Source organism: Pontibacter cellulosilyticus (genome assembly GCF_014306105.1).
GTDB classification, from domain to species: Bacteria; Bacteroidota; Bacteroidia; order Cytophagales; family Hymenobacteraceae; genus Pontibacter; species Pontibacter cellulosilyticus.
Map to the genome: position 1 here is coordinate 881,042 of NZ_JACRVF010000001.1, position 24,058 is coordinate 905,099.

Annotated in this window: 19 protein-coding genes; 11 read left to right on the forward strand and 8 right to left on the reverse strand. The window is 46.4% G+C overall.

The window, feature by feature from the left end:
• Positions 1-19: 19 nt before the first annotated feature.
• Entirely contained in the window at positions 20-874 is an 855-nt protein-coding gene (locus H8S84_RS03810) for a hypothetical protein (RefSeq protein WP_187065928.1), read from the reverse strand.
• A 344-nt stretch (positions 875-1,218) separates the two neighbouring features.
• Between H8S84_RS03810 and H8S84_RS03815 the strand changes: the two genes are divergently transcribed.
• A complete protein-coding gene (locus H8S84_RS03815) occupies positions 1,219-2,283 on the forward strand; it encodes a proline iminopeptidase-family hydrolase (protein ID WP_187065929.1) in 1,065 nt (354 codons plus the stop codon).
• 83 nt (positions 2,284-2,366) lie between these two features.
• On the opposite strand, the gene H8S84_RS03820 is transcribed toward H8S84_RS03815, so the two are convergent.
• Positions 2,367-2,909 (reverse strand): hypothetical protein, encoded by a 543-nt coding sequence (locus H8S84_RS03820; protein ID WP_187065930.1) that lies wholly within the window; start codon positions 2,907-2,909, stop codon positions 2,367-2,369.
• A 323-nt stretch (positions 2,910-3,232) separates the two neighbouring features.
• On the opposite strand from H8S84_RS03820, the gene H8S84_RS03825 reads away from it, so the two are divergent.
• From H8S84_RS03825 to H8S84_RS03845, 5 genes are all read left to right on the forward strand, one after another.
• Positions 3,233-4,018 (forward strand): bestrophin-like domain, encoded by a 786-nt coding sequence (locus H8S84_RS03825; protein ID WP_187065931.1) that lies wholly within the window; start codon positions 3,233-3,235, stop codon positions 4,016-4,018.
• Positions 4,019-4,218: 200 nt separating this feature from the next.
• Positions 4,219-5,910 (forward strand): L,D-transpeptidase family protein, encoded by a 1,692-nt coding sequence (locus H8S84_RS03830; protein ID WP_187065932.1) that lies wholly within the window; start codon positions 4,219-4,221, stop codon positions 5,908-5,910.
• A gap of 425 nt (positions 5,911-6,335) precedes the next feature.
• Positions 6,336-8,960: a PAS domain-containing protein gene (locus tag H8S84_RS03835; protein ID WP_187065933.1), complete on the forward strand. Its 2,625-nt coding sequence runs from the start codon at positions 6,336-6,338 to the stop codon at positions 8,958-8,960.
• 263 nt (positions 8,961-9,223) lie between these two features.
• Entirely contained in the window at positions 9,224-11,767 is a 2,544-nt protein-coding gene (gene uvrA, locus H8S84_RS03840; protein WP_187065934.1) for an excinuclease ABC subunit UvrA, read from the forward strand.
• A 92-nt stretch (positions 11,768-11,859) separates the two neighbouring features.
• Positions 11,860-12,588: a hypothetical protein gene (locus H8S84_RS03845; RefSeq protein ID WP_187065935.1), complete on the forward strand. Its 729-nt coding sequence runs from the start codon at positions 11,860-11,862 to the stop codon at positions 12,586-12,588.
• A 246-nt stretch (positions 12,589-12,834) separates the two neighbouring features.
• On the opposite strand, the gene H8S84_RS03850 is transcribed toward H8S84_RS03845, so the two are convergent.
• Positions 12,835-13,098: a hypothetical protein gene (locus H8S84_RS03850; protein WP_187065936.1), complete on the reverse strand. Its 264-nt coding sequence runs from the start codon at positions 13,096-13,098 to the stop codon at positions 12,835-12,837.
• Positions 13,099-13,349: 251 nt separating this feature from the next.
• Here H8S84_RS03850 and H8S84_RS03855 point away from each other — a divergent pair, with 251 nt between their 5' ends.
• Positions 13,350-14,498 carry an MFS transporter gene (locus H8S84_RS03855; protein WP_187065937.1) on the forward strand — a complete coding sequence of 383 codons (1,149 nt, stop codon included), beginning with the start codon at positions 13,350-13,352 and terminating at the stop codon, positions 14,496-14,498.
• A 253-nt stretch (positions 14,499-14,751) separates the two neighbouring features.
• On the opposite strand, the gene H8S84_RS03860 is transcribed toward H8S84_RS03855, so the two are convergent.
• The 4 genes from H8S84_RS03860 to ggt form a co-directional block, all read right to left on the reverse strand.
• On the reverse strand, positions 14,752-15,261 hold the full coding sequence (locus tag H8S84_RS03860; RefSeq protein WP_187065938.1) for a hypothetical protein: 510 nt from the start codon (positions 15,259-15,261) through the stop codon (positions 14,752-14,754).
• Positions 15,262-15,273: 12 nt separating this feature from the next.
• Positions 15,274-16,428 (reverse strand): zinc-dependent alcohol dehydrogenase, encoded by a 1,155-nt coding sequence (locus tag H8S84_RS03865; protein ID WP_187065939.1) that lies wholly within the window; start codon positions 16,426-16,428, stop codon positions 15,274-15,276.
• A 170-nt stretch (positions 16,429-16,598) separates the two neighbouring features.
• Complete coding sequence (locus H8S84_RS03870) at positions 16,599-17,024, reverse strand: DoxX family protein (RefSeq protein ID WP_187065940.1); 426 nt, start codon at positions 17,022-17,024, stop codon at positions 16,599-16,601.
• A gap of 174 nt (positions 17,025-17,198) precedes the next feature.
• Positions 17,199-18,887: a gamma-glutamyltransferase gene (gene ggt / locus H8S84_RS03875; protein ID WP_187065941.1), complete on the reverse strand. Its 1,689-nt coding sequence runs from the start codon at positions 18,885-18,887 to the stop codon at positions 17,199-17,201.
• Positions 18,888-19,031: 144 nt separating this feature from the next.
• Here ggt and H8S84_RS03880 point away from each other — a divergent pair, with 144 nt between their 5' ends.
• Positions 19,032-20,051, forward strand: coding sequence for an amidoligase family protein (locus H8S84_RS03880; protein ID WP_230407032.1), 1,020 nt, complete (start codon positions 19,032-19,034; stop codon positions 20,049-20,051).
• Positions 20,039-20,953: a gamma-glutamyl-gamma-aminobutyrate hydrolase family protein gene (locus H8S84_RS03885; protein ID WP_187065942.1), complete on the forward strand. Its 915-nt coding sequence runs from the start codon at positions 20,039-20,041 to the stop codon at positions 20,951-20,953. The genes H8S84_RS03880 and H8S84_RS03885 overlap by 13 nt, the downstream gene beginning before the upstream one ends.
• 22 nt (positions 20,954-20,975) lie before the next feature.
• Here the strand turns inward: H8S84_RS03885 and H8S84_RS03890 are convergent, their stop codons facing one another.
• Positions 20,976-21,899: a DUF389 domain-containing protein gene (locus H8S84_RS03890; RefSeq protein WP_187065943.1), complete on the reverse strand. Its 924-nt coding sequence runs from the start codon at positions 21,897-21,899 to the stop codon at positions 20,976-20,978.
• Between the two features lie 203 nt (positions 21,900-22,102).
• Here H8S84_RS03890 and H8S84_RS03895 point away from each other — a divergent pair, with 203 nt between their 5' ends.
• Positions 22,103-22,909, forward strand: a complete 807-nt coding sequence (locus H8S84_RS03895) for an alpha/beta hydrolase (protein ID WP_230407033.1) — start codon at positions 22,103-22,105, stop codon at positions 22,907-22,909.
• A 66-nt stretch (positions 22,910-22,975) separates the two neighbouring features.
• The gene (locus tag H8S84_RS03900; protein WP_187065944.1) at positions 22,976-24,058 is read left to right on the forward strand and encodes an AI-2E family transporter; all 1,083 of its coding nucleotides are present in this window, start codon (positions 22,976-22,978) and stop codon (positions 24,056-24,058) included.

Here is a 24,058-nt window from a genome sequence, read left to right on the forward strand (position 1 = left end):
TGTATATATGCTTCTTTGGTTATAAACCCCCTAGCTCTGAAGTTCCTCTGTTTGTGTTGTGTGAGGTTTCTCCTCCTACGCCACCACGGCCGCCGTAAGTGCTGCTGCCCATAGAACCGTAGCCTCCATAGTTACCCGATGAGGTACCGTACGAACTGTTGCCGTAAGAGCCGCCACGGTGGCCACTCATATAGCCGGTGCCGCCGCCATAGTTGCTGCCGCCGTAGGTGCTACCCATACCTGTACCCCTGTTAGCGCTATAGTTTCGGGTGCCATAATCTGGTACGCCGCCATGCGAGTGCGGGAACGACTCGCCCATGCCGCTACCGTAACGGGAGCCTGCATAGTTAGATGAGCCAGATCTATAGTTATCCCTGTTCTGGTTGCTGTTTAGCGTGTTATATCGATCCGAGGTCCCTTCGTAGTCAGATATACCGTATCCCTGCCTAACACTGCCGCGCTGGCTGCGGTTTCTGTCTCGGTCGTTGTCTCTGTCCTGGTAGCTACGGTAGTCGTCCTGGTAGTTGCTGTACCTGTTGCGAGTCTGGTTATAATCGCGTTCGTTCATTTCTGATTCCCGGCTCCGGTCACGGTTATACATACCGTAGCCTGTGTTACCACTTGTACTACCTCTTTCTCTTCTGTAGCGTTCATAGGCATTGCCCATGTTGCCTTCGTGAGAAGTACTACGATCAGGGTGGTAGCGATCATCGTTTCTGTCCCAGTCGTTTCTGTGTCGCTGGTAGTCGCGCTCAAACCGGTCTGTTAGGTTGCGGGCGCTGTGGTAGTGCTCATCGCCTCTGTAATCCCGGTAGCCGCTGTAGTCTGATCCATAGTTATCACGATCATAACGATCTCTGTCATGTCTGTCCATAGTTCTTATCTAGGTTTGTTTCACATAAATTTCTTTTTTAAACGGCTGTAAAGAGTCACGGTTTTATTAATAATGCTCACTAAGCTATTACTCGCAACACTACAACATATCCTTGCCAAGGTATACAGAACCACTTGATTGAGCAGTGAACATGGCTTTAAGTTATTATGACTTTGAATAGGTGCTTGAAGCCAATCTCCTTAGCCATACTTTTTATCTAAATCAAAAAGTTTTCTTAAGTCAGCTGGTTTAAGTTGCCTTATTCTGTTGCATGCAATCAACACTAATTGATTATATTTAAAACACAGTTCTGCTTTCTGACCACTAACCATACTTCAAACTAAATGGAACGATTTCTAACCATTCTACTCCTTAGCTCTGTTCTCTTGCAGTCGTGTTCCAGTTCATCCGATTCAACTGAGGCAACTGCAGATGCCACCGCAACAAGCAATTACCTTGATTATTCCGGCCATGAGGCGGAGCTAAGCGGCGGGGCAAGAAAGATTAGCATAGACACGCCTAAAGGCAAATTTAATGTATGGACGAAGCGCGTAGGTAATAGCCCTACCATGAAGGTGTTGCTGCTGCACGGCGGTCCCGGAGGAACACATGAAGCCTTCGAATGCTTCGACAGCTATCTACCTAAAGCTGGCATTGAATACTATTACTACGACCAATTAGGTTCACACTACAGCGATCAGCCAAACGACACCAGCCTTTGGAACACAGCCCGCTTCGTGGAAGAAGTAGAGCAGGTACGTAAAGCGCTTAACCTCGACAAAGACAATTTTTACCTCCTGGGCCACTCCTGGGGAGGCATTCTGGCTATGGAGTATGCGCTTAAATACCAGCAAAATCTTAAGGGTCTGATCATATCCAATATGGTATCAAGTATACCTAGCTATAACAAGTATGCCGATGAGGTGCTTGGCCCACAGATGCCTGCAGACGTGCTGAAAGAGATAAAGCAAATAGAAGCAAAAAATGACTTTACCAATCCGCGATACATGGAGCTGCTTCTGCCCCACTTCTACACCAAGCATGCTATGCGTATGCCATTGGAGGAGTGGCCGGACCCGGTGATGCGGATGTTCAACCATATGAACCAGACGGTATATGTGCAGATGCAGGGACCAAGCGAGTTTGGCATCCGAGGTAACGCCTCGCTTAAGAACTGGGACCGCTCAAAAGATTTGCCTCAGATAAAAGTGCCTACACTTACCATTGGCGGTCAGCACGACACCATGGATCCGAAACACATGGAATGGATGGCAAACCAGTTGCCGAATGGCCGCTATCTTTACTGCCCCAACGGTAGCCACATGGCGATGTACGACGATCAGAAAACATACTTTGAGGGGCTTGTTAAATTTATTACAGACGTAAATAGCGGAAAGCAGAATTTGTAAAAGAAGAGACACAGCAAAATATGAGGCAAGCTACCAGTGTAGCATGCCTTTTTTCGTGCTATACCAGCTTTAGCAGTAATACATTACGCCTCCCGAACCCGGGCCGCCAGTACCTTAAAAAGAATGTACAAAGCTGCAAAAATGGCCATGATGATGAGGGTCCAGAACTTCTTCCGGTTCATTTCGCGCCAGTAATCCCGGTCTGCTTCGGTGTCTTTCAGCTGATCGCGCAGTGCGCTGTTTACACGCCTTTCCACGTTCAGGTCCATGCGTATGGCGTCCAGCCTAGTGGTGTCTTCTACGTAAACTGTTTTAACGGTATAAATGCCTTTGCAGTCAGGGCATATCAAATTACCTGTTTCCGGCGGCATAACTACTGCTCTGTCAAGCGTTGGTATTGGTGTAAGCCTTGGTGGCACAAGGGGCTGCGAGGTGTACAAGGCAGGAGGGTAAAATTTGGGCGGGAAATATTTGGCAGCATATGCACCACCATAGTCTTGTGTATACTCCTGGTTTTTGTCTACATAATCTGCCAGCTTATCTGTGTTCCGGTCGAAAAACTTTTCGGCCTGGCGTTGTGTAGCACAGGAACACAGCAGCAGCAACAGTAGTAACTTGAGTCTCATCTTGCGGTTTGCTTGTCGGTTTGCATCCCCACCTCCTCCTGGTTTATACTTTCTTACACTCCATTTTCTCTACGTACGCAAACTTTGCCGCCACGCAGGTATAATTATCAAAAAGTAGCATTTTGATTGTGATAGAAGAAACAGCATTGCAATACACTGACCCAACTAAAGATACTTTTTACCTGATTTATACTTCAACTACTGTATAGCAAGCCCCGCACCTTAAACACATACTTTTGGTACTCCTTTTTTTTATACCCGTATATAGCTTAGCCGAAGTTAGTGCGGCTATAATGTACTACATGCTGCTTTGCTGATGTAAAATGGATTTTACAAAAGAGTACTTATATAATCAGAATAGTTTTCTGGTTGTGTTCATTCTGTTCCTGCTTATCCTGCTCGCTAACGAGGCAGGTTATCGGCTAGGGCACAGTTACCAGTCTCGTACTGACACGGATGTAAAAGCGCACACCAACACCATACAGGCTGGGGCCCTGGGTTTACTTGCGCTTATACTTGGGTTTACTTTTAACATGGCGCTGCAACGCTACAACAACAGAAGCCAGGCTGTAATTGAAGAGTCCAACGCTATCGGAACTGCGTTACTTCGTACACAGCTTCTTCCTGAACCTTACGATACTATTACCCACCAATTACTGCAAGAGTACATAAACTTGCGCCTAGAGGTTAGCAACACAGACCACATAATAGTAAGCAAACAGCAGAATCTGGATGACTCTACCAGGGCGAAGCAACACGAAATATGGCTGCATGCTGTAAGAGCCGCTCGTCTTGATCCGAGACAGGTAACTACTGGATATTTTGTAAGCGCACTGAACAACATGATCGATGCGCATGGAGAATACAATGCGTTGCTGCAGCTGCATGTGCCAGAGGTTATACTCATACTGCTTTTTGTCGTGTTCATCATGTCCGGGGCACTGATAGGCTATGGCAGCGGCCTCGGTAGAAAAAGAAGCTCTGTTCCAGCCTTGATGCTTACCTTTCTCATCTGCCTGGTGGTGTTTATTATCATAGACCTAGACAGGCCAAAACGGGGAGTGATTAAAATAAACCAGAACAGTATGATGCTGCTCAAAAACGACTAATCCAGCGATTAAAAGTTCACCTTTATACTGCTGGCCATGGATAGTTCTGCATGATAATTGAAACGGAAATTTAAAACTTTTATACTCTCAGCCTTGTATAAATAAGGGTAGCCCTTAAATAAATTCTATTCTAACACCTCCACTTTCTAATCATAAACTCTGGAGACCTGGCTGCTGAACACAATGTGAGTAATTAGCAAATGATACGACCTAACAGACAAAATACAGCTTTAAAACTGATCCTTTTCCTATGCCTATTTTTACCGATTGCAGTAACTGGCAATAATGTATTTGCAAATACTTCAGGCTCCGATGTAGAAGAACACAGTATTAATAGCAACCTGCAGATCAGCAGAGAATTCATACGGCAATACCTTAGTAACGAACAAGAATACAAACATCACCTGGAACTGGTACAGCAGTTCTACAAAGAGCGCAATTATAAACTGGCCTGGTTCAAAAATAGTGAGCTTATACCCCAGGCTGACAAACTGATTGAAGCCATTGGCCACGCTGACAAAGAAGGCCTTTCGCACCAGAAGTATAAAGTAAAAGAACTCCGCGAAATGTATCGCGCCTATGCCGCCTTGCCTGCCTCCGATAAAGGCAAACAGCAGAAACAGGAAGAGCTTGATGTAGCCCTTACGGCATCGTACTTTAACTACGCTTCTGATTTCTACAAAGGAGCCGTTGACCCACATAGCGCTGCCGGCATAGAGTGGGAAGTAAAACGCAACAAGATTAAACTTAACAAAGCACTCGAAGCCATACTTGAGGAAAAAGAGAACTCGCCATACTATGAGTTTGATGCCTTGCACGAGGGTTATGTACAGTTGCGCGACGCGCTGGTAAAATACAGATCGATACAGGAAAACGGCGGCTGGGAAAAAGTAGAAGGCCCAGAAGTGGTTAAGCTAAACGACACAGCCGAGGTAGTGCTGGCGCTAAGGAAAAGGCTCTTACCACAACAGCAAATGAATCGACAGGATACAACATTTATGGTGTATGATGAAGAGGTAAAAGAGGCTGTTACACATTTTCAGAAGCGGCACGGATTACTGGTAGATGGCATACTTGGTCCGCAGACATATAGTGCCTTGAATGTGCCGGTGGAAAAACGAATTGAACAGCTTGTACTAAACATGGAACGCTGGCGCTGGCTTCCAAGAGACCTGGCACAGAAAGGAGACAAGTATATCCTCGTGAACATCCCGGCTTATCAGGTACATGTAATGGAGAACGGGAAGGAAATAATGCAGATGAAGGCCGTAGTGGGTAAAACAATGCACTCTACTCCTGTTTTCAGCCATAAGGTACAGTACCTCATGTTTTCGCCTTACTGGAACATACCCAACAGTATTGTTGCGAACGAGATTAAACCAAAGATGCAACAAAACAGAAACTGGCTCGAGTCTCAAAATATGGAGATGGTTACCACCTTTGGCCCCAATGCCAGAAGAGTACCCGTTAACCGTGTAAACTGGTATACCCTTACCCAGGACAACTTCAGGTATCGCATTCGGCAGCGCCCCGGCCCAAACAACTCACTGGGTAAAGTAAAATTCATGTTCCCTAACGAATACAGTGTATACCTGCACGATACGCCCGCAGATCACCTTTTTTCAGAGGCTGACCGCGACTTTAGCCACGGCTGCGTTCGACTGGAGAAACCGGCCGACCTGGCTACTTACCTCCTGCGCAACAAACCAGGATGGGACCGGCAACGGGTAGTGCAGGCTATGAATGCAAGCCGTGAGCAACGCGTGGATCTTCCGGAAGAGGTACCAGTATATCTGGTGTATTTTACAGCCTGGGTAGATGAAGCAGGAAAAGTACAGTTCAGGGAAGACTTGTACGACCATGACAAGGCTCTTGCACAAAGATTGTTTTAAGTCAAGCAATGCCGCGGTATTACAAAATAAGTAAGCAGTCAAGCCCTGATGCGAGCACTTATAGATTCAATTTATTAACGAAAGTGGCTCGATCAAGCATCAGGTTATTGTTTGATTATATTACGTAACACCTGCTCCTCCGCTGAAGCGTACAAAATTATACTTTTACTTGATTCTTATTTGCAAAGGGATTAGGACAAGCTAATTCAGATACAGAAAAGTATAGTTCAACTTGCTATAAATAAGCAGGGCTGGTTGCAGATTTGACTAAAAAAGCAGATATTGAAGTGGTAGTAAGGTTAAGGTCGCGTTTTTAAACATTTAAAAATGTTAGTTTGTAGCTAACCCTCCCTTAACTACTCCATACTTTGCAATAAACGAAAATTAAATTGCATGGGAGTTCTCCTGTTAAATAGAAAGCATACATGACAAAAGCTGCTTCCCTCCCTTTGGAAATAGCCCAGATTTTTGAGGCCATTCCTGATGCATATTTAATCTTATCACCTGATCTTACCATACTTACAGCCAGTAAAGCGTACCTGAAGGTTACTGATAAAGAGCTTGAAAAAATAAAAGGGCGGTATCTGTTTGATGTTTTCCCAGACAACCCAACACTTGCTACTACTAATGCTACCTCTAAGCTGCGACAGTCCCTGGAGTGGGTATTGAAACATAAGCAGGCACACAAAATGCCGCTCCACCGCTACGACATTCAGCACCCGACCATCCCCGATATTTATACAGAGAAGTACTGGCGCCCGTCTAATATACCCGTGCTCGACGAAGACGGAAATATAACATTCATCATCCATAAGGTTATTGACGCTACTCACACGGTGTTGGTAAAGCAGCGGGAAAAAAGCCTTGATCAGCGACTGAAACAATTGACTGAGGTTAAGACACCAGCAACAGAGGAGATAATGGCCGCACGCGCAGAAGCCGAAATGGAGCTGATGCGTCTAAATAATCTCCTTATGCAGGCTCCAGCAATGATCTGTATTTTTGAGGGTCCACAGCACGTATTTAAATTTGTAAACCCGCCTTATCAGAAACTAGTAGGAGACCGCCCGCTGCTAGGTAAACCAATTGCAGAAGCAATGCCTGAGCTCGAAGGTCAGCCGATATTTGGACTTCTGGATAATGTATACCGCACAGGTGAGAGCGTGTACGCTTATGAAATGCTGGTACAACTGGACCATGCTAATTCAGGTGAGCTTGGCAACAAGTACTATAACTTTACCTACCAAGCCACTTATAGCCTAAACGGGGAGATTGAGGGAATTATGGTTTTTGCCTATGAGGTTACACCTCAGGTTTTAGCCAGGCAGCAACTCGAAGACCAGCGTTTTTCGTTACAACAGCTAAACGAGCAGTTGGTAATTGCAAACAGAGAAACTCAGGAGGCAAACGAAGAATTGTTCCAGACCCAGATCGCGCTACAGGAGCTTAACCAGGAGCTTGAAAAGCGTGTGGCTGACAGAACAAAAGAGCTTCAGCTTTCCAAAGCAGAGACAGAAACGCAGCGCAATCTACTGCACACTATATTTTTGAACGCACCTACACCCTTCGTCATTCTGGAGGGACCTGATCATTTTTTTAAACTGGTTAACCCTTCGTTTCAGCAAATTTTCCCGGGCAGGACATTAGAAAACAAATCTCTGCTGGAGGCGCTGCCAGAGCTTGGCAATACCCCTATTCCGGAGATTTTAGACAACGTGTACAGGACTGGTGAGCATTATGAAGCTAGAGAGTTTCCGCTGATGCTGGCACGCCACCAGGGCGACCCTCCCGAAGAAATTTTCTTTACGTTTACTTACCAACCCCACCTAAACGAGCACAATGCGATAGATGGCGTGCTTGTATTTGTGCACGATGTAACTGAGGGTGTAAGAGCACGACAGGTAGTAGAGCGCAGTGCAGAACAGTTGCAGCTTATCACAGATGCACTGCCCGTACTTATCAGCTACCTCGATAAAGAAGAAAAATACCGCTTCGCTAATAAGGCCTATGAGACCTGGTTCCCGATGAAATCGAAAGATTTGTTGGGCAAGACTGTATGCGAAGTAGTGGGCCAGGAGGCATACCAACAAATTAAAGGCTACATAGACAGGGCTTTGTCTGGTGAGCGCCTAAACTTCCAAAGCCGAATGCCTTACCGAAAGGATTTTGTCAAGTATATCCAGACAAGCTACATACCCGATTTCCGTGACGGTGATGTAGTAGGCTTTTACACGCTTGTGAACGATGTTACCGAACAGGTAGAGAGCCGCATGAAGATAGAAGAAAGGGAGCGAGAAGCACAGGCACTAACTAAAAAACTTGCAGCTACCAATGAAGAGCTTATTATAACAAATGAGCAATTAGTGCGAACTAATATAGACTTAGATAACTTCATTTACACAGCTTCGCATGATCTAAAGGCTCCTATAAACAATATAGAAGGGCTTGTTAAAATACTAACCGAATCTATTCCGGCAGAGGCAGCAGCATCTGAAGAGATGGTGCACGTCATCAGCATGATCGAAGATTCTATCAGCCGCTTTAAGCGCACGATCGAACATCTGACGGAAATAACTAAACTGCAGAAGGAAAATAACCAGGAAGCCACTGTTGTAGAACTGGCGAATGTAATCAATGATGTTAAGCTTGACCTGGAGCCTCAGGTAAAAGCAGCCAATGCCAAATTAAGCATAAACGTAGAGCCCTGCCCTGCCATACATTTCTCCAAAAAGAACCTGCGTTCTGTGGTTTACAACCTCCTATCGAATGCTATTAAGTATAACTCTCCAAACCGAACACCTGAAATCCATTTATCCTGTTACCAGAAGGGGCCTTACGTTGTGCTCTCAGTTATGGACAACGGACTAGGGATGAGCGAATTAGGCAGACAAAAGCTGTTCTCTATGTTCGGCCGCCTGCACGACCACGTGGAGGGCTCAGGCATTGGTTTGTATATGGTAAAGAAGATCGTAGAAAACGCCGATGGGCACATAGAAGTGGAGAGTGAGCCTAATGTCGGGTCTACTTTTAAAGTATACTTGAAAATATAATACCAGTACCAACTTCTCACTTTTAAGCATCTAACCCTTTATTTTTAAGGCTGACAAGGATATGGCTCCGTTCCCATACCTGTATCCGATCAGAAATTATACTTTACACCAACCAGTTGATACCCTGCACTTAAAAATCCTACTATCATTGAAGTGATTAAATCCGAATAAAACATTCCTGCCCTATCACAGTAAAATACCGACTACTGCCAAAAGCTTATTTGAAAGGAAAGGCTGGCGGTTATCATCTGTTTAATTCTGAAATGGCAACAACCAAACAAGATACTTCTCCAAAAGCCTTTGCCGGATTTGTAACGGTACGCGGCGCACGTGAGCATAACCTTAAAAACGTAAACCTTACTATACCCCGCGACGCCTTGGTCGTGTTTACTGGCGTATCCGGCTCGGGTAAATCTTCGCTGGCATTTGGAACCCTGTACGCAGAGGCGCAGCGCAGGTACCTTGAGTCAGTTTCGCCATATGCCAGAAGGCTTTTTCACCAGATGGCGGTGCCCGATGTAGACGCCATTGAAGGGTTGCCCCCAGCCGTTGCGCTTCAGCAGCAACGCGGAACACCTACCACACGCTCTTCAGTGGGAAGTGTTACTACTCTGTCAAACTTGTTACGCATGCTATACTCCCGTGCCGGCGATTATCCTAAGGGCCAGAATATAATTTATGCCGAAGCTTTTTCGCCGAACACCGCAGAAGGGGCCTGCCCTACCTGTCATGGTCTGGGCCGCATTTATGAAGTAACAGAGCAATCAATGGTACCCGACGATTCGTTAACTATACGGGAACGTGCCATTGCTGCCTGGCCCACTGCCTGGGGCGGGCAAAACCAGCGCGACATACTGGTAACACTTGGCTTTGACGTGGACAAGCCTTGGCGCGACCTGCCAAAAAAAGACCGGCACTGGATCCTTTTTACCGACGAGCAGCCTGTAGTGCCGGTTTACCCAGGCTATACACCCGAGCAAACGCAGCGCGCCCTCAAACGCAAAGAAGAGCCCAATTACATGGGTACGTTTACCAGCGCCCGTCGACACGTGTTCCATACGTTTGCCAACACCAACAGCCCCCTTATGAAAAAACGGGTGATGCAATATATGCTGAGCACTGACTGTCCCACCTGTCAGGGCAAGCGGCTTAGGCCAGAATCCTTGTCAGTAAAGTTTGCGGGGTATGATATTACAGAGCTTTCGCGGTTACCGCTAAAGCGGGTTGCTTGTATACTTAAGCCGTTTGCCGAGGGCACTGCCACAGGACACGAGAAGCAGGATGCCGAACACCCGGAACAGGCCATTGTAGCACAGCGCATTGCCGAAGACCTCTGTGCCCGTATCCATGTATTGCTTGACCTTGGACTGGGTTATTTATCCCTAGAGCGAAGCACGCCTACCTTATCGCCGGGTGAACTGCAACGGATAAGGCTAGCCACCCAGTTATACTCTCACCTGTTCGGGGTAGTGTATGTGCTTGATGAGCCATCTGCCGGACTGCATCCATCTGACACACTTTCGCTACTAAATGCACTGGAAGGTTTAAAGAAAGCAGGCAATTCCCTTTTCATAGTAGAGCATAACCTCGATGTTATCCGGCAGGCAGACTGGCTAGTGGATGTTGGCCCGGATGCTGGGGAAAAAGGAGGCAAGATATTATATAGCGGTCCGCCGGAAGGCTTGCAGGAAGTGACTAAATCTAAAACAGCAACATATCTTTTTGGTCGCGAATCGATACCGGTCCGTATACCTCGCACACCAACCGGATGGCTGAGACTAAGTGGCGTAACCCGCAACAACCTGCATAACCTGGATGCAGCTTTTCCGCTAGGTGTTTTTACTACAGTTACCGGTGTGTCAGGATCAGGCAAATCAAGCCTGGTGAGCCAAGTGTTGGTAGAACTGGTAGCGGAACACCTGGGCCATGTTATACTTGCAGAGGAAGAAGAGGGAGACGAACTGGAACGCGCTGCGCCTGTACAAACTGGCGGGCATATAACCGAAGGCATTGAAAGTATAAAGAGGCTGGTGCGAGTAGATCAGAAACCAATCGGTAGGACCCCACGATCGAACATGGCTACCTATACCGGGCTTTTTGACCATGTGCGTAAACTTTTTGCAGCCTCCCCTATGGCAAAGAAACGCAGGTATGATGCGGGGCGCTTTTCATTTAACGTAGCCAAAGGCCGTTGCGAGAACTGCCAGGGCGAGGGTTTTGTAATGGTAGAGCTGCTTTTTCTGCCAAGCGTATACGCCCCCTGCCCTGTTTGCCACGGTGCACGCTACAACGCCAAAACCTTAGAAGTAACTTACCGCGACAAGAACATTGCCGAGGTGCTGGATATGACAGTAGATACTGCTTGGGAGTTTTTTGACGAGGAGCCACAGGTACACCGCGCCCTCACGGTACTGCGTGAAGTTGGATTGGGATACCTTCGCCTGGGCCAGCCTGCAACCGAACTATCCGGTGGCGAAGCCCAGCGCATCAAGCTTGCCTCGGAACTGCAGCGCACACAACGCGGTAACACGCTATACATTCTGGATGAACCCACCACCGGCCTCCACCCTGCCGACGTAGAAAAGCTGTTGGCACAACTGGAGAACCTGGTAGAAGCCGGCAACACGGTTATCGTGGTAGAGCATACTATGCGGGTTGTAGCCGGCAGCGATTGGGTGATTGATATAGGTCCGGGGGCTGGAGAGGAAGGCGGAAAAGTGGTAGTGGCAGGCACTCCGTCAGAAGTTGCCCAGTCAAAAAATAGTAAAACAGCTCCGTTCCTAAAAAGCCTGTTGCACGAAGTATAAATCTCTGTTTTACCTGGTGCTATGCAGAAAGTATAAAGTATGTTAGTTTTGCTTAATACCTGAATTTACCCCAGCTTTACGACTTGATACTTATGAACCGTTTCCTATCAAAAGAAAAAGCTGAAGAGCTACTGCATACGATCAGGTCATCATCAATTCCGCATGTCTATGATCCGGAGAAGCACAGGCTGGCGCTGTTAGACGAAGCCGGTAATGAGCAGTTGTATTTTCGATTACCACTTACCATACCATCCCCTACCGCAACGCAAGCAGAAGCACAGGTAAACTACGTTATCCTGTTAATACAGTCCGGCAACTGCGCGATCGGCTATTTTGAAGATGGCATAAACCTCGACCACAAAGTGTTCCGTTCGTACATGGTGCGAAAAAAGCAGGGAAAAAGCCAGATAAAGTACCTTAAAACCAAAGGCAAGTCAAGGGCTGGATCGCGGGTAAGGCTCGGTGAAACGGTAGAATTTTTCGAGAACATTAATGGCCGGTTGCAGGAGTATTTTGAGGAGCATTACATCCACCGGATCGCTATCAGCTGTTCCAAAACGCTTATTCCCTACCTTTTTAACTCAAAAGTGGAGACGCCCTTTAGCAAAAACGATCCGCGCCTCTATAAAATACCGAAGCACATACACACGCCTATTTACGAGGTGATGCTGAACGCAAATAAATTCCTGATGAAAGGAGAGGTAATTTATGATGAGGCGCATCAGGAATACGTTGAAAAGCTGCTCCCAGTATCAGAACTCTACATGCCAGATGAAGACGAAGAAGACAGTTGGGACGAAGCAGAACCAGACTGGGAATAAAAAGCACACAGTAATGCCGATGGCCTGACCTGCAACACAAACCACCTACAACCTGAAACGGGGAATTTATACTTTACCCAACAGCAGAAAATCTCTTATTAATGAAACACTTAACTGATGAGTATAAACTAAGAAGTATACTACTTCTCCCCTTCGCCTTTTAGCTTAAATTACTGGCCAGAAGCAATCAAAATAATAGCAACTGAAGCTTTGGGTGCAACTACGGATACAGTTACATTTCACTATTTAACTAAACTCGTAACGTAGGCCCAGCCCCTTCGGAACCTCTAGTTCACATACTATGAAGTGAGCAAAACTACCAGAGGCGCAGCTTGGCAACTGAATCTCATCTATTGGTTTTCCTTTATAATATCCTTTATGCAGCAAAACTTGAACAGTTGGGTCGTAGCACAGGTTGTTTTTCAGGTTTTCAGTCGTTTCAGCTATGGCAAAACATACCCAGAAATTAGGATGATGGAATTCTGATTGTAGAATTAGTGCGTATTTCATAGTGAACCAAGTATAAAAGTTGAAGAATCTTTCCTTGTACGTAAGAAATTATTAATTGTATTATACTTGTTTAAATAATATAGACTAAAATTAATTTATACCCTGTCACAATAGTTATTCGCTTCTAAATTGGTAATGCTATCTGTAGTAGAGTGAATGCAGGAAAGGGAGTGATGAATGTAGAATTATTCCAGAGCAAGATGGCTTTGTAAGGTAAATAAATGCGCATATTTGCGCCTTTATAATACCCCATGCAGTTACTCAACCAGCAGCGTATTGCGCTAAGCATGTTTTTCTTTCTGTCTGGCTTCAACTTTTCCAGTTGGGCCTCCAGAATTCCTACCATAAAATCGGCTTTGGATTTAAATGAGGCTGAGCTAGGAACCATACTCCTGACTATGCCCGTTAGCTCCCTTATTGGTTTGCCTTTATCCGGGTGGCTGGTGGCAAAGCTGGAAACAAGAATTCCGCTCACCATTGCTTTTCTAATAAATGCAGTATGTCTTTCGCTAATTGGCCTGGCTACTACGCCTTTAACGCTTATTATTGCTTTGTTCCTGTTCTCGTTGAGCATGCGCATCTTTAACATCTCGGTTAATACGCAGGCAATAACCTTGCAAAAGCGGTACATCCGTAAGATAAACGGTGCCTTTCATGGGTTGTGGAGTACTGGCGGTATTGTGGGTGTTGGCTTTACCACTTTGCTAATTTCCCTGGATATAACCATTGTACCGCACCTGGTATCAGTGTCTGTGCTTACTGTGCTGGCGGGGCTGTTCTCTTACAGGTACCTGCTGCGCAACGACAAATCTGTTACCGGAAACAAACTGGCATTCGGGAAACCAGACCCTTACATTTTATACTTGGGCATGTTGGTATTTTTTGCTGCTGTTTGCGAGGGCGGCATGTTCGACTGGAGTGGTATCTACTTTGAGCAAGTAGTACAGGAAGATATCTTTACAGCCGGCTATCTTATTTTTATGTCTTTTATGGCGCTATCCAGGTTTATTTCAGATAAGATCATAGACAAACTAGGCATGGCTAACATGTATATCCTAAGTGCCTCCCTCATCTTCTCGGGTATAGCCCTGTCTATACTTTTCCCTAGCTTCTGGCCTGCCATGGTGGGATTCTCGCTGGTAGGTTTTGGTTGCGCCGCTGTGATACCCATGACCTATACTTTGGCCGGCGCATCTAAAAAATACTCACCAGGTCTTGCCATCTCGCTTATAGCCACCTTTGGTATTGTAGGTATGCTTATTGGGCCGCCCTTGATCGGTTACCTTGCGCACCTGTTCAGCCTAAAGTTATCGTTTGTTACGTTTGCCCTTGCCGGCATTATGCTGATCCCAGTATCAAGAGCCTTTTTCAGGATGGAGCGTATAGAAACAGAGTCTTAGGAGTAGGTACTGTAAAAGAGTCTAACAACCTGTATAGCTTTGCTATTAAAAATGCTTATGGCTGTTTAACTACTATCCTTACAAACTCCTGCACCACAAGTGTATCACTATCGCGAAGTTGTTGAAGGCCGGCAGCATCAGCAGGCATTATACTTAAAGGAGGTGCTTATACAAAAAAAAGCACAGGGAGATGAGCTTATCTCCCTGTGCTTCTGTGGTTTTGCCGCTTCCTGGCAACAGCTGGTACTATTTCTTAGTCTCGGTTATTTCGGGCCAGCATCACAATGGCAGCCGTAATGCCTGCTACAACTGCAATCCTGGTAAATAAACCAGTTTTGTTGTGCTTCCAATCCGCAATATATCCTTTTTCAGCGAAGATGTTTGGCACCTTCCCTCCTACAATGTCCTCAATAATTCCTTCTACCACATTCACTCTGTCAGCCAGGATCAGAGGTAGCCAGTGCCCGTAATCGTTCTCACTCTTCTTAAAAGCCATACGCCTGATCATGCCGCTTAATCCGCTTGGCGGTACAGCTGTTCCGAACACAGCGGTTACGTTAGGTCTTTCAATAGAATGGTGCACCTCTATATTGATTGGTTGCTGCGTTGGCCGCTCCCAAGTATAGCCCTTGTGCTCGTCATTGGTCCGCTTCTTTATGGGGTAAGTCGGATCGTTTTTAGGGTCGGCGTCTATGCCCCAGCCTTTGATGTGCGAATGGTCTGCCGGTCCCCTGTTATTTTCAAATGGTCTGTTATCTTCCATGATGTTTTTGATTTAAAATTTTGCTGATGGTGGAATAAGAACAGGCTTGATGCATTCATCAAGTTTGTTTGCAAACATGCGATATCCCTCCGCTACCTCTTCTAAAGGAATGCGATGTGTGATCAAAGCTTTCGGATCAAGTATGCCGTTCTGCACATGCTCCATCAGCCTTGGCAGCAGGCGTTTTACCGAAGCCTGGTTTGCACGGATCGTAATACCTTTGTTCAGGACGTTACCAATCGGCACGAGATTGTCTGTTGGTCCGTAAACCCCAACTATAGACACTATACCACCCTTTTTAACGCAATTTATAGCCCAGTGCAGTGCTGTGGCCGAACCGGCCTGTAAAAGCAGTTTACGTCCTGTAATAGACTGCATCAGATTTCCGGTTGCCTCTGCGCCAACTGCATCTATACATACATCGGCACCCAGAGAATCAGTGGTCTTTTTGGCAAAAACAGCGATGTCACCAATCTCTTCATAATTATATGCCTCACATTGTGCATAGTTTCTGGCAAACTCCAGTCTGTATTCTATCTTATCGATTATGATTACACGGCCGGCGCCAAACAACCATGAGCACTTAGCAGCCATAATACCTACCGGGCCGGCACCGAACACCATCACGGTATCTCCTTTCTGTATGCCTCCCATTTCAGCGGCCTGGTAACCAGTTGGCACCACGTCCGTCAGCATCACAGCATCGTCCAGGTCCATCCCTTCAGGTATGATTGTAGGACCTACATTGGCATAAGGCACCCGTACATACTCTGCCTGGCCCCCGTGGTAGCCGCCGGTTGTATGCGAGTAGCCGAAAATGCCCCCTGCAGCTGTGGCTTGTGGGTTTGCTTCGTGGCAGTTGCCATACAGTTCTTGTTTACAAAAAGCGCATCTGCCGCAGGCGATGTTAAAAGGCACCAACACGTTATCACCTATTTTAAGCTTGGTAACTTCAGAGCCGATCTCTACCACCTCACCTGTAAATTCGTGGCCGAAAGTAGTGCCAACGCGGGTGTCGGGTACATTGCCGTTGTATAAGTGGAGATCAGAACCGCAGATGCAGGAGCGGGTAACCCGAACGATGGCATCCTCAGGATGCAGAATTTCGGGCATAGGTTTGTTTTCAATACGGACCCGTTTGGGACCGCGATAATCCATTGCCAGCATAAGTTTGTTTTCAGTTTATGTAATAAATTTAGCGCTGCATTCTGCAGTTCTCTTTAGGGAGGAGTAACAGAATGCGTTGCTAAATAAATACTGTACTCAGCTTCAAGAGTTACACTTTAACAGATGATGGCCTCAGAAAAGAGGGGTAAAACTGCTTATATTTAATGGCTTCAGGCAAAACGATGGCCTGTGGTTGCATCTGTTCTGGTCGTTCTACCCATTGCAGCGTCGATGCTCCAGATACCTGAACCGCGCGCAGCCATGTACAGAAACAGGAAACAGTATAATACAGCTAGTTCGCCCTGGTTAAGTATAGGCCAGGTGCCTTGCGGTGCATGGGCCATAAAATAGGCAACGGCCATTTCACCACTAGAAATAAAGGCGGCCCAACTAGTCAGAAAACCGAATGCTATCATCAGTCCACCTACAAATTCAATAATGCCGGCAACCCCCATCATGGAAGCCAGTTCAACCGTGTCGCCACCACCCGGCCAACCGAATAACTTCTGTGTGCCATGCATGGCAAATAGAATACCCGCCACAAAGCGGAGTATTGCGTAAAGGTGTGGGCTGAATTTTCCTAAGAACCTATCCATAGTATAAATCATTTAGTCAGATGCCATATAGAAATAAATACAAGCACCTCTTATACAAATATTTACATAGGTTAATAAACGCCTAGAAATAGAATAAGTTAGCGGCAGACATTTTTAGTAAGTACCTGTTTTATAAGAAAGTTACGCATTGATGTATACTTCATAACTCCATTACTAAAATCCAGCTGCAGAATCATCACCTCTTGGGTCTGCTCCTCCCTCCAGCTTCCCATCAGGCAGAACCAAAATACCTGTTGCCCTGCCGATACCGCCGCTCTTCGGAACAATTTTATGTCCCTGTAGCCAAAGCTTTAGTCCGGTACCAAAACCTAAAGCTCCCCACTCAGACAGTACAAAATCGGGCTTCCACTGATGATGAAATCTTCCGGCATTAATAGCTCCCTGCATCGGGAAATCATGTACTGTTACGTTAATTATGATCTGGTAAACAGTGGTGATGATGGTAGACCCACCCATACTACCCACAACCATGTGTAGCTCTCCATCTTTCTCAAGTATAGTTGGCGTCATAGAGCTAAGCATGCGTTTGCCGGGAGCTATGGCATTTGCTTCTGCACCAATTAGCCTGTAGCTGTTAGGATAGCCGGGCTTTACACTAAAATCATCCATCTCGTTGTTAAGCAGAAAACCAGCACCGGCTACAAAGATCTTAGAGCCAAAGCTACTGTTTAAGGTAGTGGTAACAGATACTGCGTTCCCCATTGGGTCTACTATGGAATAATGGGTAGTATTTGGTCCTTCAGGTGGTGCAGGTGTTCCGGCAGAAATCTTGTCACTGTCTGTGGCTTTGCCAGGTGCAAAATTCTTCATCCTGCTTTTGATATAATCCTCCTGCAACAGCCCCTGTACCGGTACCTTATAAAAGTCGGGATCACCCAGATGAGTTGCCCGGTCAGCATACACCCGCCTTTCAGCCTCTATCATCAGATGGGCACTTTTAGCAGTATTCCAGCCCCATTCGTGCAGCGGGTAATCTTCCGAAATAGTTAAGAGTTGGATAAGGGCGATGCCTCCGCTGGAAGGCGGCGGCATAGTAATAATGCGGTAATCGTATGCTTCTGCTGTAAGTGGTTTTCGCCAAACGGAGTTATAGGCACGCAGGTCTTCTTTGGTAATGATACCTCCCCCTCTTTTCATTTCTTCTTCAATCAGCGTGGCCGTAGTTCCTTCGTAAAAACCAGCCCTACCATTATCTCTTATCCGCTCCAGCGCATGGGCCAGGTCCGGTAGCCGCAAAGTATCACCTTTGCGCCACTTATCCTGAAGTATAAAAGCAGGCCTTTTGGTATTATACCTTATAAAATCCTCCCGTTGCTCATTCAGCTTTTTTGCCTCTTTTTGTGTCAGGGGAAACCCTTGGGCAGCCAATAAAACTGCTGGCTGCACCAGTTCGGCCCACGGCATAGTGCCATACTTTTCATGTGCTTTCACCATTCCATCGACTGTACCGGGCACTCCTGCCGCCAGGTGTCCTTTAAAGCTCAGCCCTTCCAGCACTTCTCCCTCAGCGTCTAAATACATATCGCGGTGTGCTGCCATCGGAGCCTTTTCCCGGTAATCAAGTGCATCTATACTTCCGTCTTGCTGCCGCAGCACCAGAAAACCTCCCCCACCAATATTTCCGGCATCCGGGTATACTACGGCCAAAGCAAACTGCACGGCAACAGCGGCATCAATGGCATTTCCGCCACGCTCCAAAATAGTGGCGCCTACCTCAGAGGCAAGCGGATGCGCCGACACCACCATCGCCTTTTCGGTAACCAGTCCACGCTCAGTTAGGCTCCGGTTGGTACAGCCAGATATAAAAAGTATAAAAAAGTAAACGGTAATCTTTCTCAGCATTGGCAAATAGAAAAGGTTAATGGTTATCATTACCCGGTAGCCGCCTGGCAGGTTATACTTAGCCCACACCTTAAAGATGAAGCTGCTTAACAGAACGGAAATTTAGTATTGCCGTTTTCTAGAGGAGCACCTGCAACACAAACTATGCAAAACAAGCTTATGCATTTTAAGAAATTGCCAGTACTGTATAACGAGAGAGGGGAATTACGCACTGTTGGTTTTGAACTGGAGTACGCGAACCTGGGCATAGCTGAATCTGTGCAGTTGGTGCAGGAGTTGTATGGGGGCACTGTGCAGAAAGAGAATCGCTTTAAGCAACAGGTTGTGGGCACAAGGTTAGGCGACTTTACAATTGAGTTTGACCTTACCCTACTCACAGAGAAGCGTTACAAAAAACCCTTTGAGTCGTTTGATATACACATTGAGAAGTATAAGCTAGGCAACCATACATTGGAGGAGGAACTGGAAGACGCATTGGAGAGCGTGATTGGGAAGTTGTTCCCCTACGAGATTGCATGCCCGCCTGTAGCCTGTACCAGATTAGATGAACTGGAAAAGCTGAGAGAGGCCCTGTACCAGCACCATGCAGAAGGAACAAAGTCTTTTCTGACCAACGCCTTTGGCACCCATATAAACATCGGAACACCCGACACTCACATAACTACCATCCTGGCTTATTTAAGGGCTTTTCTGTTGTTGTACCCCTGGTTGCTGGAGGTTGGGCACACAGATCTTGCCCGCAGGGTGAGTCCATTTATAGATCCTTTTCCAGAGGAGTACGAAACACTTGTACTACAGCAAAACTATAATCCAGACTTAGACAGTTTTATAGAAGATTATCACAGGTATAACCCGAATCGTAACCGCCCCCTCGACCTGTACCCGCTTTTAGCCTGCCTCCGCAAGGAGCTGTTGGCGCAGTACCCTGACATTGGCAAAGTAAAGGCGCGTAAAACATTCCACTACAGGCTACCCAACAGCTCTGTTTCACAACCCAACTGGAGTTTAGCCGAAGAGTGGAACAACTGGGTAGCCGTGGAAGAACTTGCAAACGATAAAGCGAAAATCGCACAGCTAAGCACTGAGTATCTTACGTTAAAAGAAGAAACACTTATTGGCTTTGACTCCAAATGGACTAAAAGGACAAAGCAATGGCTTACCTGAGGCACAAGTATAAAATAAACCGGAATAGGCCCACCATCGGCATTACAGGACCTGACAAAGGCGGCGAAGCTGCCTGGTTATTTACTGCTTTGTCTGTGCTGCTGGCCGGTGGAAAACCAGTACATATTACCCCAACGCGCCCGCGCACCGCAGATGGTCTACAGGCCCTCATCATAGGCGGAGGCGCCGACGTAGACCCCAGCACCTACGAGCAGCAGCATGTACTGGACAATTACCTGCAACAAACTATCAACCAGCCTAACAAAAGCCTCTTGAAACGCATAGGGCGATTTCTGCGTTGGTTATACTTTCCGGTGTTGTTTTTTATCCGTAAGCTGCTTAGCCGGAAGCTAACCTTTGGCCTGGACAAAGCCCGAGACCACCTGGAGCTCCAGTTGCTTGACCAGGCAGTAAAAAAAGACCTGCCTGTGATGGGTATATGCCGGGGTGCACAACTGCTGAACGTATACTTTCGGGGTACGCTTTACAAAAGCATCCATACTTTTTACACCGAAGAACCAAATCCCGCCAGCATTTTTCCGGTAAAGGAAGTGCTCATTAAACCAGAAACCAGGCTGGCAGCCATACTTGGTACAGAACGGTTACTGGTAAATGCGCTTCACAACCAGGCAGTGCAAAAACCAGGAGAAGACATTTGCATTGCTGCTCAGGAGCCCAACCAAGTAGTGCAAGCTATAGAGCACACAAAAAAAGCACATATGATCGGTGTACAGTGGCACCCGGAGTACCTGCCACAAAGCAAGCTTCACCGCAGGCTGTTTAAAGCGCTAGTACAGCAGGCAAGGCTGGTAAGCAAACAAATAGAAGAACAAGACATGCAAGAAGCCTTGGCTACCAAAGACAAGGAAGAAATGCTAAAGGAACTGCAGCACCAGGCATAAGCCCTCTTTAAATTACCTTAGATTATTTGATACCGGTTTCATCTGCAACAAATCGCCTGATACCGTCTCCGCGCATACGCATGATAGCGAAGGTAATGGCTGCAGCAAGGGTTAGTGTGGTTATGTTGATGCCGAAAATAAGCAAGTGGTCCAGAAGCCTAGTAGTATTGTCAGCCTCAAACACCAACTGCAAGCCTACCCAGGCGGGATGAACAGAGATGTGTGCCGTAGCCGCCAGCCCTATTAGTTCTCTGCGGCCGGCATCATCAGTGGCAGCCATGCCTGCGGCAATACCAATAATAAGAGACAGCACAAAACCCTCCAGTGGAGTACTATATTTGTCATAACCTACCGGTGGGTTTGTAAATAAAGCCACACAGGCGCCTGCCATTACAATCAATATAGTAGATAGAAACAAGGCCAGCATTCCCTGAAACAAGAAGCGCCATTCTCTGATCACGGCTCCCAATGCGGTTGCCAGCATGTGGTGGTGGTAGGGCAAAAAAAGCAAGCCGGCTATAATGAGCGGAAGTATATTCTCTACCATGCCGTAAGCCAGCAAAACAGCCGAGAGAAACACCCGCGTTACCAAACTTACTGTTACACTGGTAAACTGCCAGAGTTCTTCATACACATCTGTGGTAGGCAGGATAACAGGCACAGTAGCCTTTTTAGGTGGCTCATGTGCAAAAATAGACACCGGGTGCCGCACACTAAAAGCAAAAGAGGCCGGATCGTAAAAGGGAGCTGCCATCAGTTCTTCTACAAACATTTTTGCATTAGGCGTAGCTGTTTCAATTTCCACCACATCCAATACAGTTTGCTTCCCGTCCGGATAGCACTTACTTGCCTGATGTACCGACACTTGTTTTGCTCCGGATGTAAAGGCCAGTTCTACCACATCCTTCCCTTTACCCTGCGGCGCTTTTACAGTGATTACACGCATATTGCTTATACTTTACCTTAAGATAATTTTAAAAGCGGGTGCGGGTTATTATACCCTCGGTATCTCTAAAAGTTTGCATTACATATAGCCATTGCTGCTTATCAAGCACATGCAGATGTAAGAGATGCATTACCTCTAAATTGATGCTGGCTATCGTTTTCTATGCTGAACGTATATTAAATGTCCGCTAAAACCAACAGCACTTGCGCAACGCCCTACTCATAACCGGAAGTATACTTGTATTCTTATACCTTCTACTCATGACCGTTTTTTCTTTACAGCAGGAGAGCTTTATATTTTTCCCTGAAAAGCTGCCGCGCAACTATACTTTTGACTTTGATACTACCTTCGAAGAAGTAGTTGTACCTGCACCAGATGGAATACAATTGCATGGGCTGTTGTTCAAAACAGCTGCTCCGAAAGGACTGGTTTTTTACCTGCACGGCAATGCTGGCTCAGTTGCATCGTGGGGCTGGGCACATACAGCCTATACCCGTTTAGGCTACGACTTTTTTATACTTGACTACCGTGGCTACGGGAAAAGCGAAGGGGCAATCGAAAATGAAAAGCAGTTTTACGGAGATGTACAGGCAGCCTATGATAAGTTAAAAAAACGCTACAGCGAAGATCAGATTATCGTTGCCGGTTACTCCATAGGCACGGCTGCCGCTGCTAAACTGGCCTCTGAAAACAACCCCAAATTACTTATTCTTCAGGCACCCTACTATAGCCTTGCAGACCTGGCCAAAAGCCTCTACCCTATTGTTCCTGCTTTCCTGTTGAAGTATAAATTCGAGACGCATCGGTTTGTAGAAAAAGTAAAAGCACCGGTTGCGATATTTCATGGGGCACAGGATGAGATCATTTACCACGGCTCGGCTGAGAAACTGAAAGCACATCTAAAACCCTCTGACGAAATAATAATATTGGATGGGCAAGGCCACAACGGCATGAACGAGAATCCTGACTACCAACGAGAACTGCAACGCGTGGTGGCGGAGATGAAATAAAGGACAGCTACTACTTCAGAACAGCTCAAACCTCCGCCCTGCTTTTGCGTTTACTTCACTTCGAAGATGAACACCAAAAGCCTGAGCCAATTTAACAAAGGGTTGCTTGGGGTACTGCTGATAAGTATACTGCTGTACCTGGGCAAGTCCTTCCTGATACCCATAGCCATTGCCGCCTTTTTTGCAATGCTGTTGTACCCTATGGTACTAAGGCTGCAGCAACGCTTTCATATTAAAGAACCAGTGGCGGCATTGCTGTCTATCCTGTTATTGCTGACAGTGCTTGTCGCCATCGGAACAACAGTTTATTACCAGGTAAAAAGCCTGGAGTCGGACTTACCGCGCATTGAGGCCAAAGTAGATGAAAAAACGGAACGGCTGCAGTGGCTGCTGTATGAAAAAACAGACCTCAGCACCTATGAGCAGGAAGAGATTATTGAAGAGAAGAAGCCTGACATTGTAAAAGCGGTCTTTAAAAGTGTGCGCGACTTTGTGTTACAGGGGCTTATCGTACTAGTGTTTGTCTTCATTGTGCTCACCTACACCTTTTTCTTTATGGTGTATCAGCAGAGGATACAGAACTTCTTTATCAAGCTACGAATGTTTGATAGCCAGAAAGAAGCAAAGGTCATGTTGGCCAGAGTGTCCAGGATCATCCACGATTACCTTAAAGGAACCCTCAGCGTTATTTCTATACTAGCTGTAGTGTATGCGCTTGGTTTCTGGGCGATAGACCTGGAGCATGCCATACTTTTTGCGCTTATTACAGCCCTGCTGCGCATTATTCCATACTTTGGTTCTTTTTTGGGTATTGCTTTCCCGATAGCATACGCGCTGCTAACCAAAGACTCGTTCTGGTATCCTGCTGCAGTACTCTTGTTTTTTATGGCTACACAGATTCTGGAAGCAAACCTGCTAACGCCCTACATTACGGGTTCCAGGGTAAAGCTTAACCCATTGGCAACAGTATTTGTGATCCTGCTCGGAAACCTTATCTGGGGTATAGCCGGCATGATACTGTTTGTACCGCTCTTTGCCAGCCTAAAGATTTTCTTTGATAAGGTCCCACACCTGAATGCCTATGCTTACATACTTGGGAATGGAGATGTAGAAGAGGGATTGGCACCAGAAGAGGAAAAAGAAGTGTAA

What these genes read in the sequence shown, in the direction of transcription:
- H8S84_RS03825 (WP_187065931.1), top strand. Translation starts at nt 3,233, where the DNA reads ATGGATTTTACAAAAGAGTACTTATATAATCAGAATAGTTTTCTGGTT.
- ggt (WP_187065941.1), bottom strand. Translation starts at nt 18,887, where the DNA reads ATGCTGAGAAAGATTACCGTTTACTTTTTTATACTTTTTATATCTGGC.
- H8S84_RS03890 (WP_187065943.1), bottom strand. Translation starts at nt 21,899, where the DNA reads ATGCGTGTAATCACTGTAAAAGCGCCGCAGGGTAAAGGGAAGGATGTG.
- H8S84_RS03820 (WP_187065930.1), bottom strand. Translation starts at nt 2,909, where the DNA reads ATGAGACTCAAGTTACTACTGTTGCTGCTGCTGTGTTCCTGTGCTACA.
- H8S84_RS03850 (WP_187065936.1), bottom strand. Translation starts at nt 13,098, where the DNA reads ATGAAATACGCACTAATTCTACAATCAGAATTCCATCATCCTAATTTC.
- H8S84_RS03835 (WP_187065933.1), top strand. Translation starts at nt 6,336, where the DNA reads ATGACAAAAGCTGCTTCCCTCCCTTTGGAAATAGCCCAGATTTTTGAG.
- H8S84_RS03845 (WP_187065935.1), top strand. Translation starts at nt 11,860, where the DNA reads ATGAACCGTTTCCTATCAAAAGAAAAAGCTGAAGAGCTACTGCATACG.
- H8S84_RS03830 (WP_187065932.1), top strand. Translation starts at nt 4,219, where the DNA reads ATGATACGACCTAACAGACAAAATACAGCTTTAAAACTGATCCTTTTC.
- H8S84_RS03860 (WP_187065938.1), bottom strand. Translation starts at nt 15,261, where the DNA reads ATGGAAGATAACAGACCATTTGAAAATAACAGGGGACCGGCAGACCAT.
- H8S84_RS03855 (WP_187065937.1), top strand. Translation starts at nt 13,350, where the DNA reads ATGCAGTTACTCAACCAGCAGCGTATTGCGCTAAGCATGTTTTTCTTT.
- H8S84_RS03815 (WP_187065929.1), top strand. Translation starts at nt 1,219, where the DNA reads ATGGAACGATTTCTAACCATTCTACTCCTTAGCTCTGTTCTCTTGCAG.
- uvrA (WP_187065934.1), top strand. Translation starts at nt 9,224, where the DNA reads ATGGCAACAACCAAACAAGATACTTCTCCAAAAGCCTTTGCCGGATTT.
- H8S84_RS03865 (WP_187065939.1), bottom strand. Translation starts at nt 16,428, where the DNA reads ATGCTGGCAATGGATTATCGCGGTCCCAAACGGGTCCGTATTGAAAAC.
- H8S84_RS03880 (WP_230407032.1), top strand. Translation starts at nt 19,032, where the DNA reads ATGCAAAACAAGCTTATGCATTTTAAGAAATTGCCAGTACTGTATAAC.
- H8S84_RS03870 (WP_187065940.1), bottom strand. Translation starts at nt 17,024, where the DNA reads ATGGATAGGTTCTTAGGAAAATTCAGCCCACACCTTTACGCAATACTC.
- H8S84_RS03885 (WP_187065942.1), top strand. Translation starts at nt 20,039, where the DNA reads ATGGCTTACCTGAGGCACAAGTATAAAATAAACCGGAATAGGCCCACC.
- H8S84_RS03810 (WP_187065928.1), bottom strand. Translation starts at nt 874, where the DNA reads ATGGACAGACATGACAGAGATCGTTATGATCGTGATAACTATGGATCA.
- H8S84_RS03900 (WP_187065944.1), top strand. Translation starts at nt 22,976, where the DNA reads ATGAACACCAAAAGCCTGAGCCAATTTAACAAAGGGTTGCTTGGGGTA.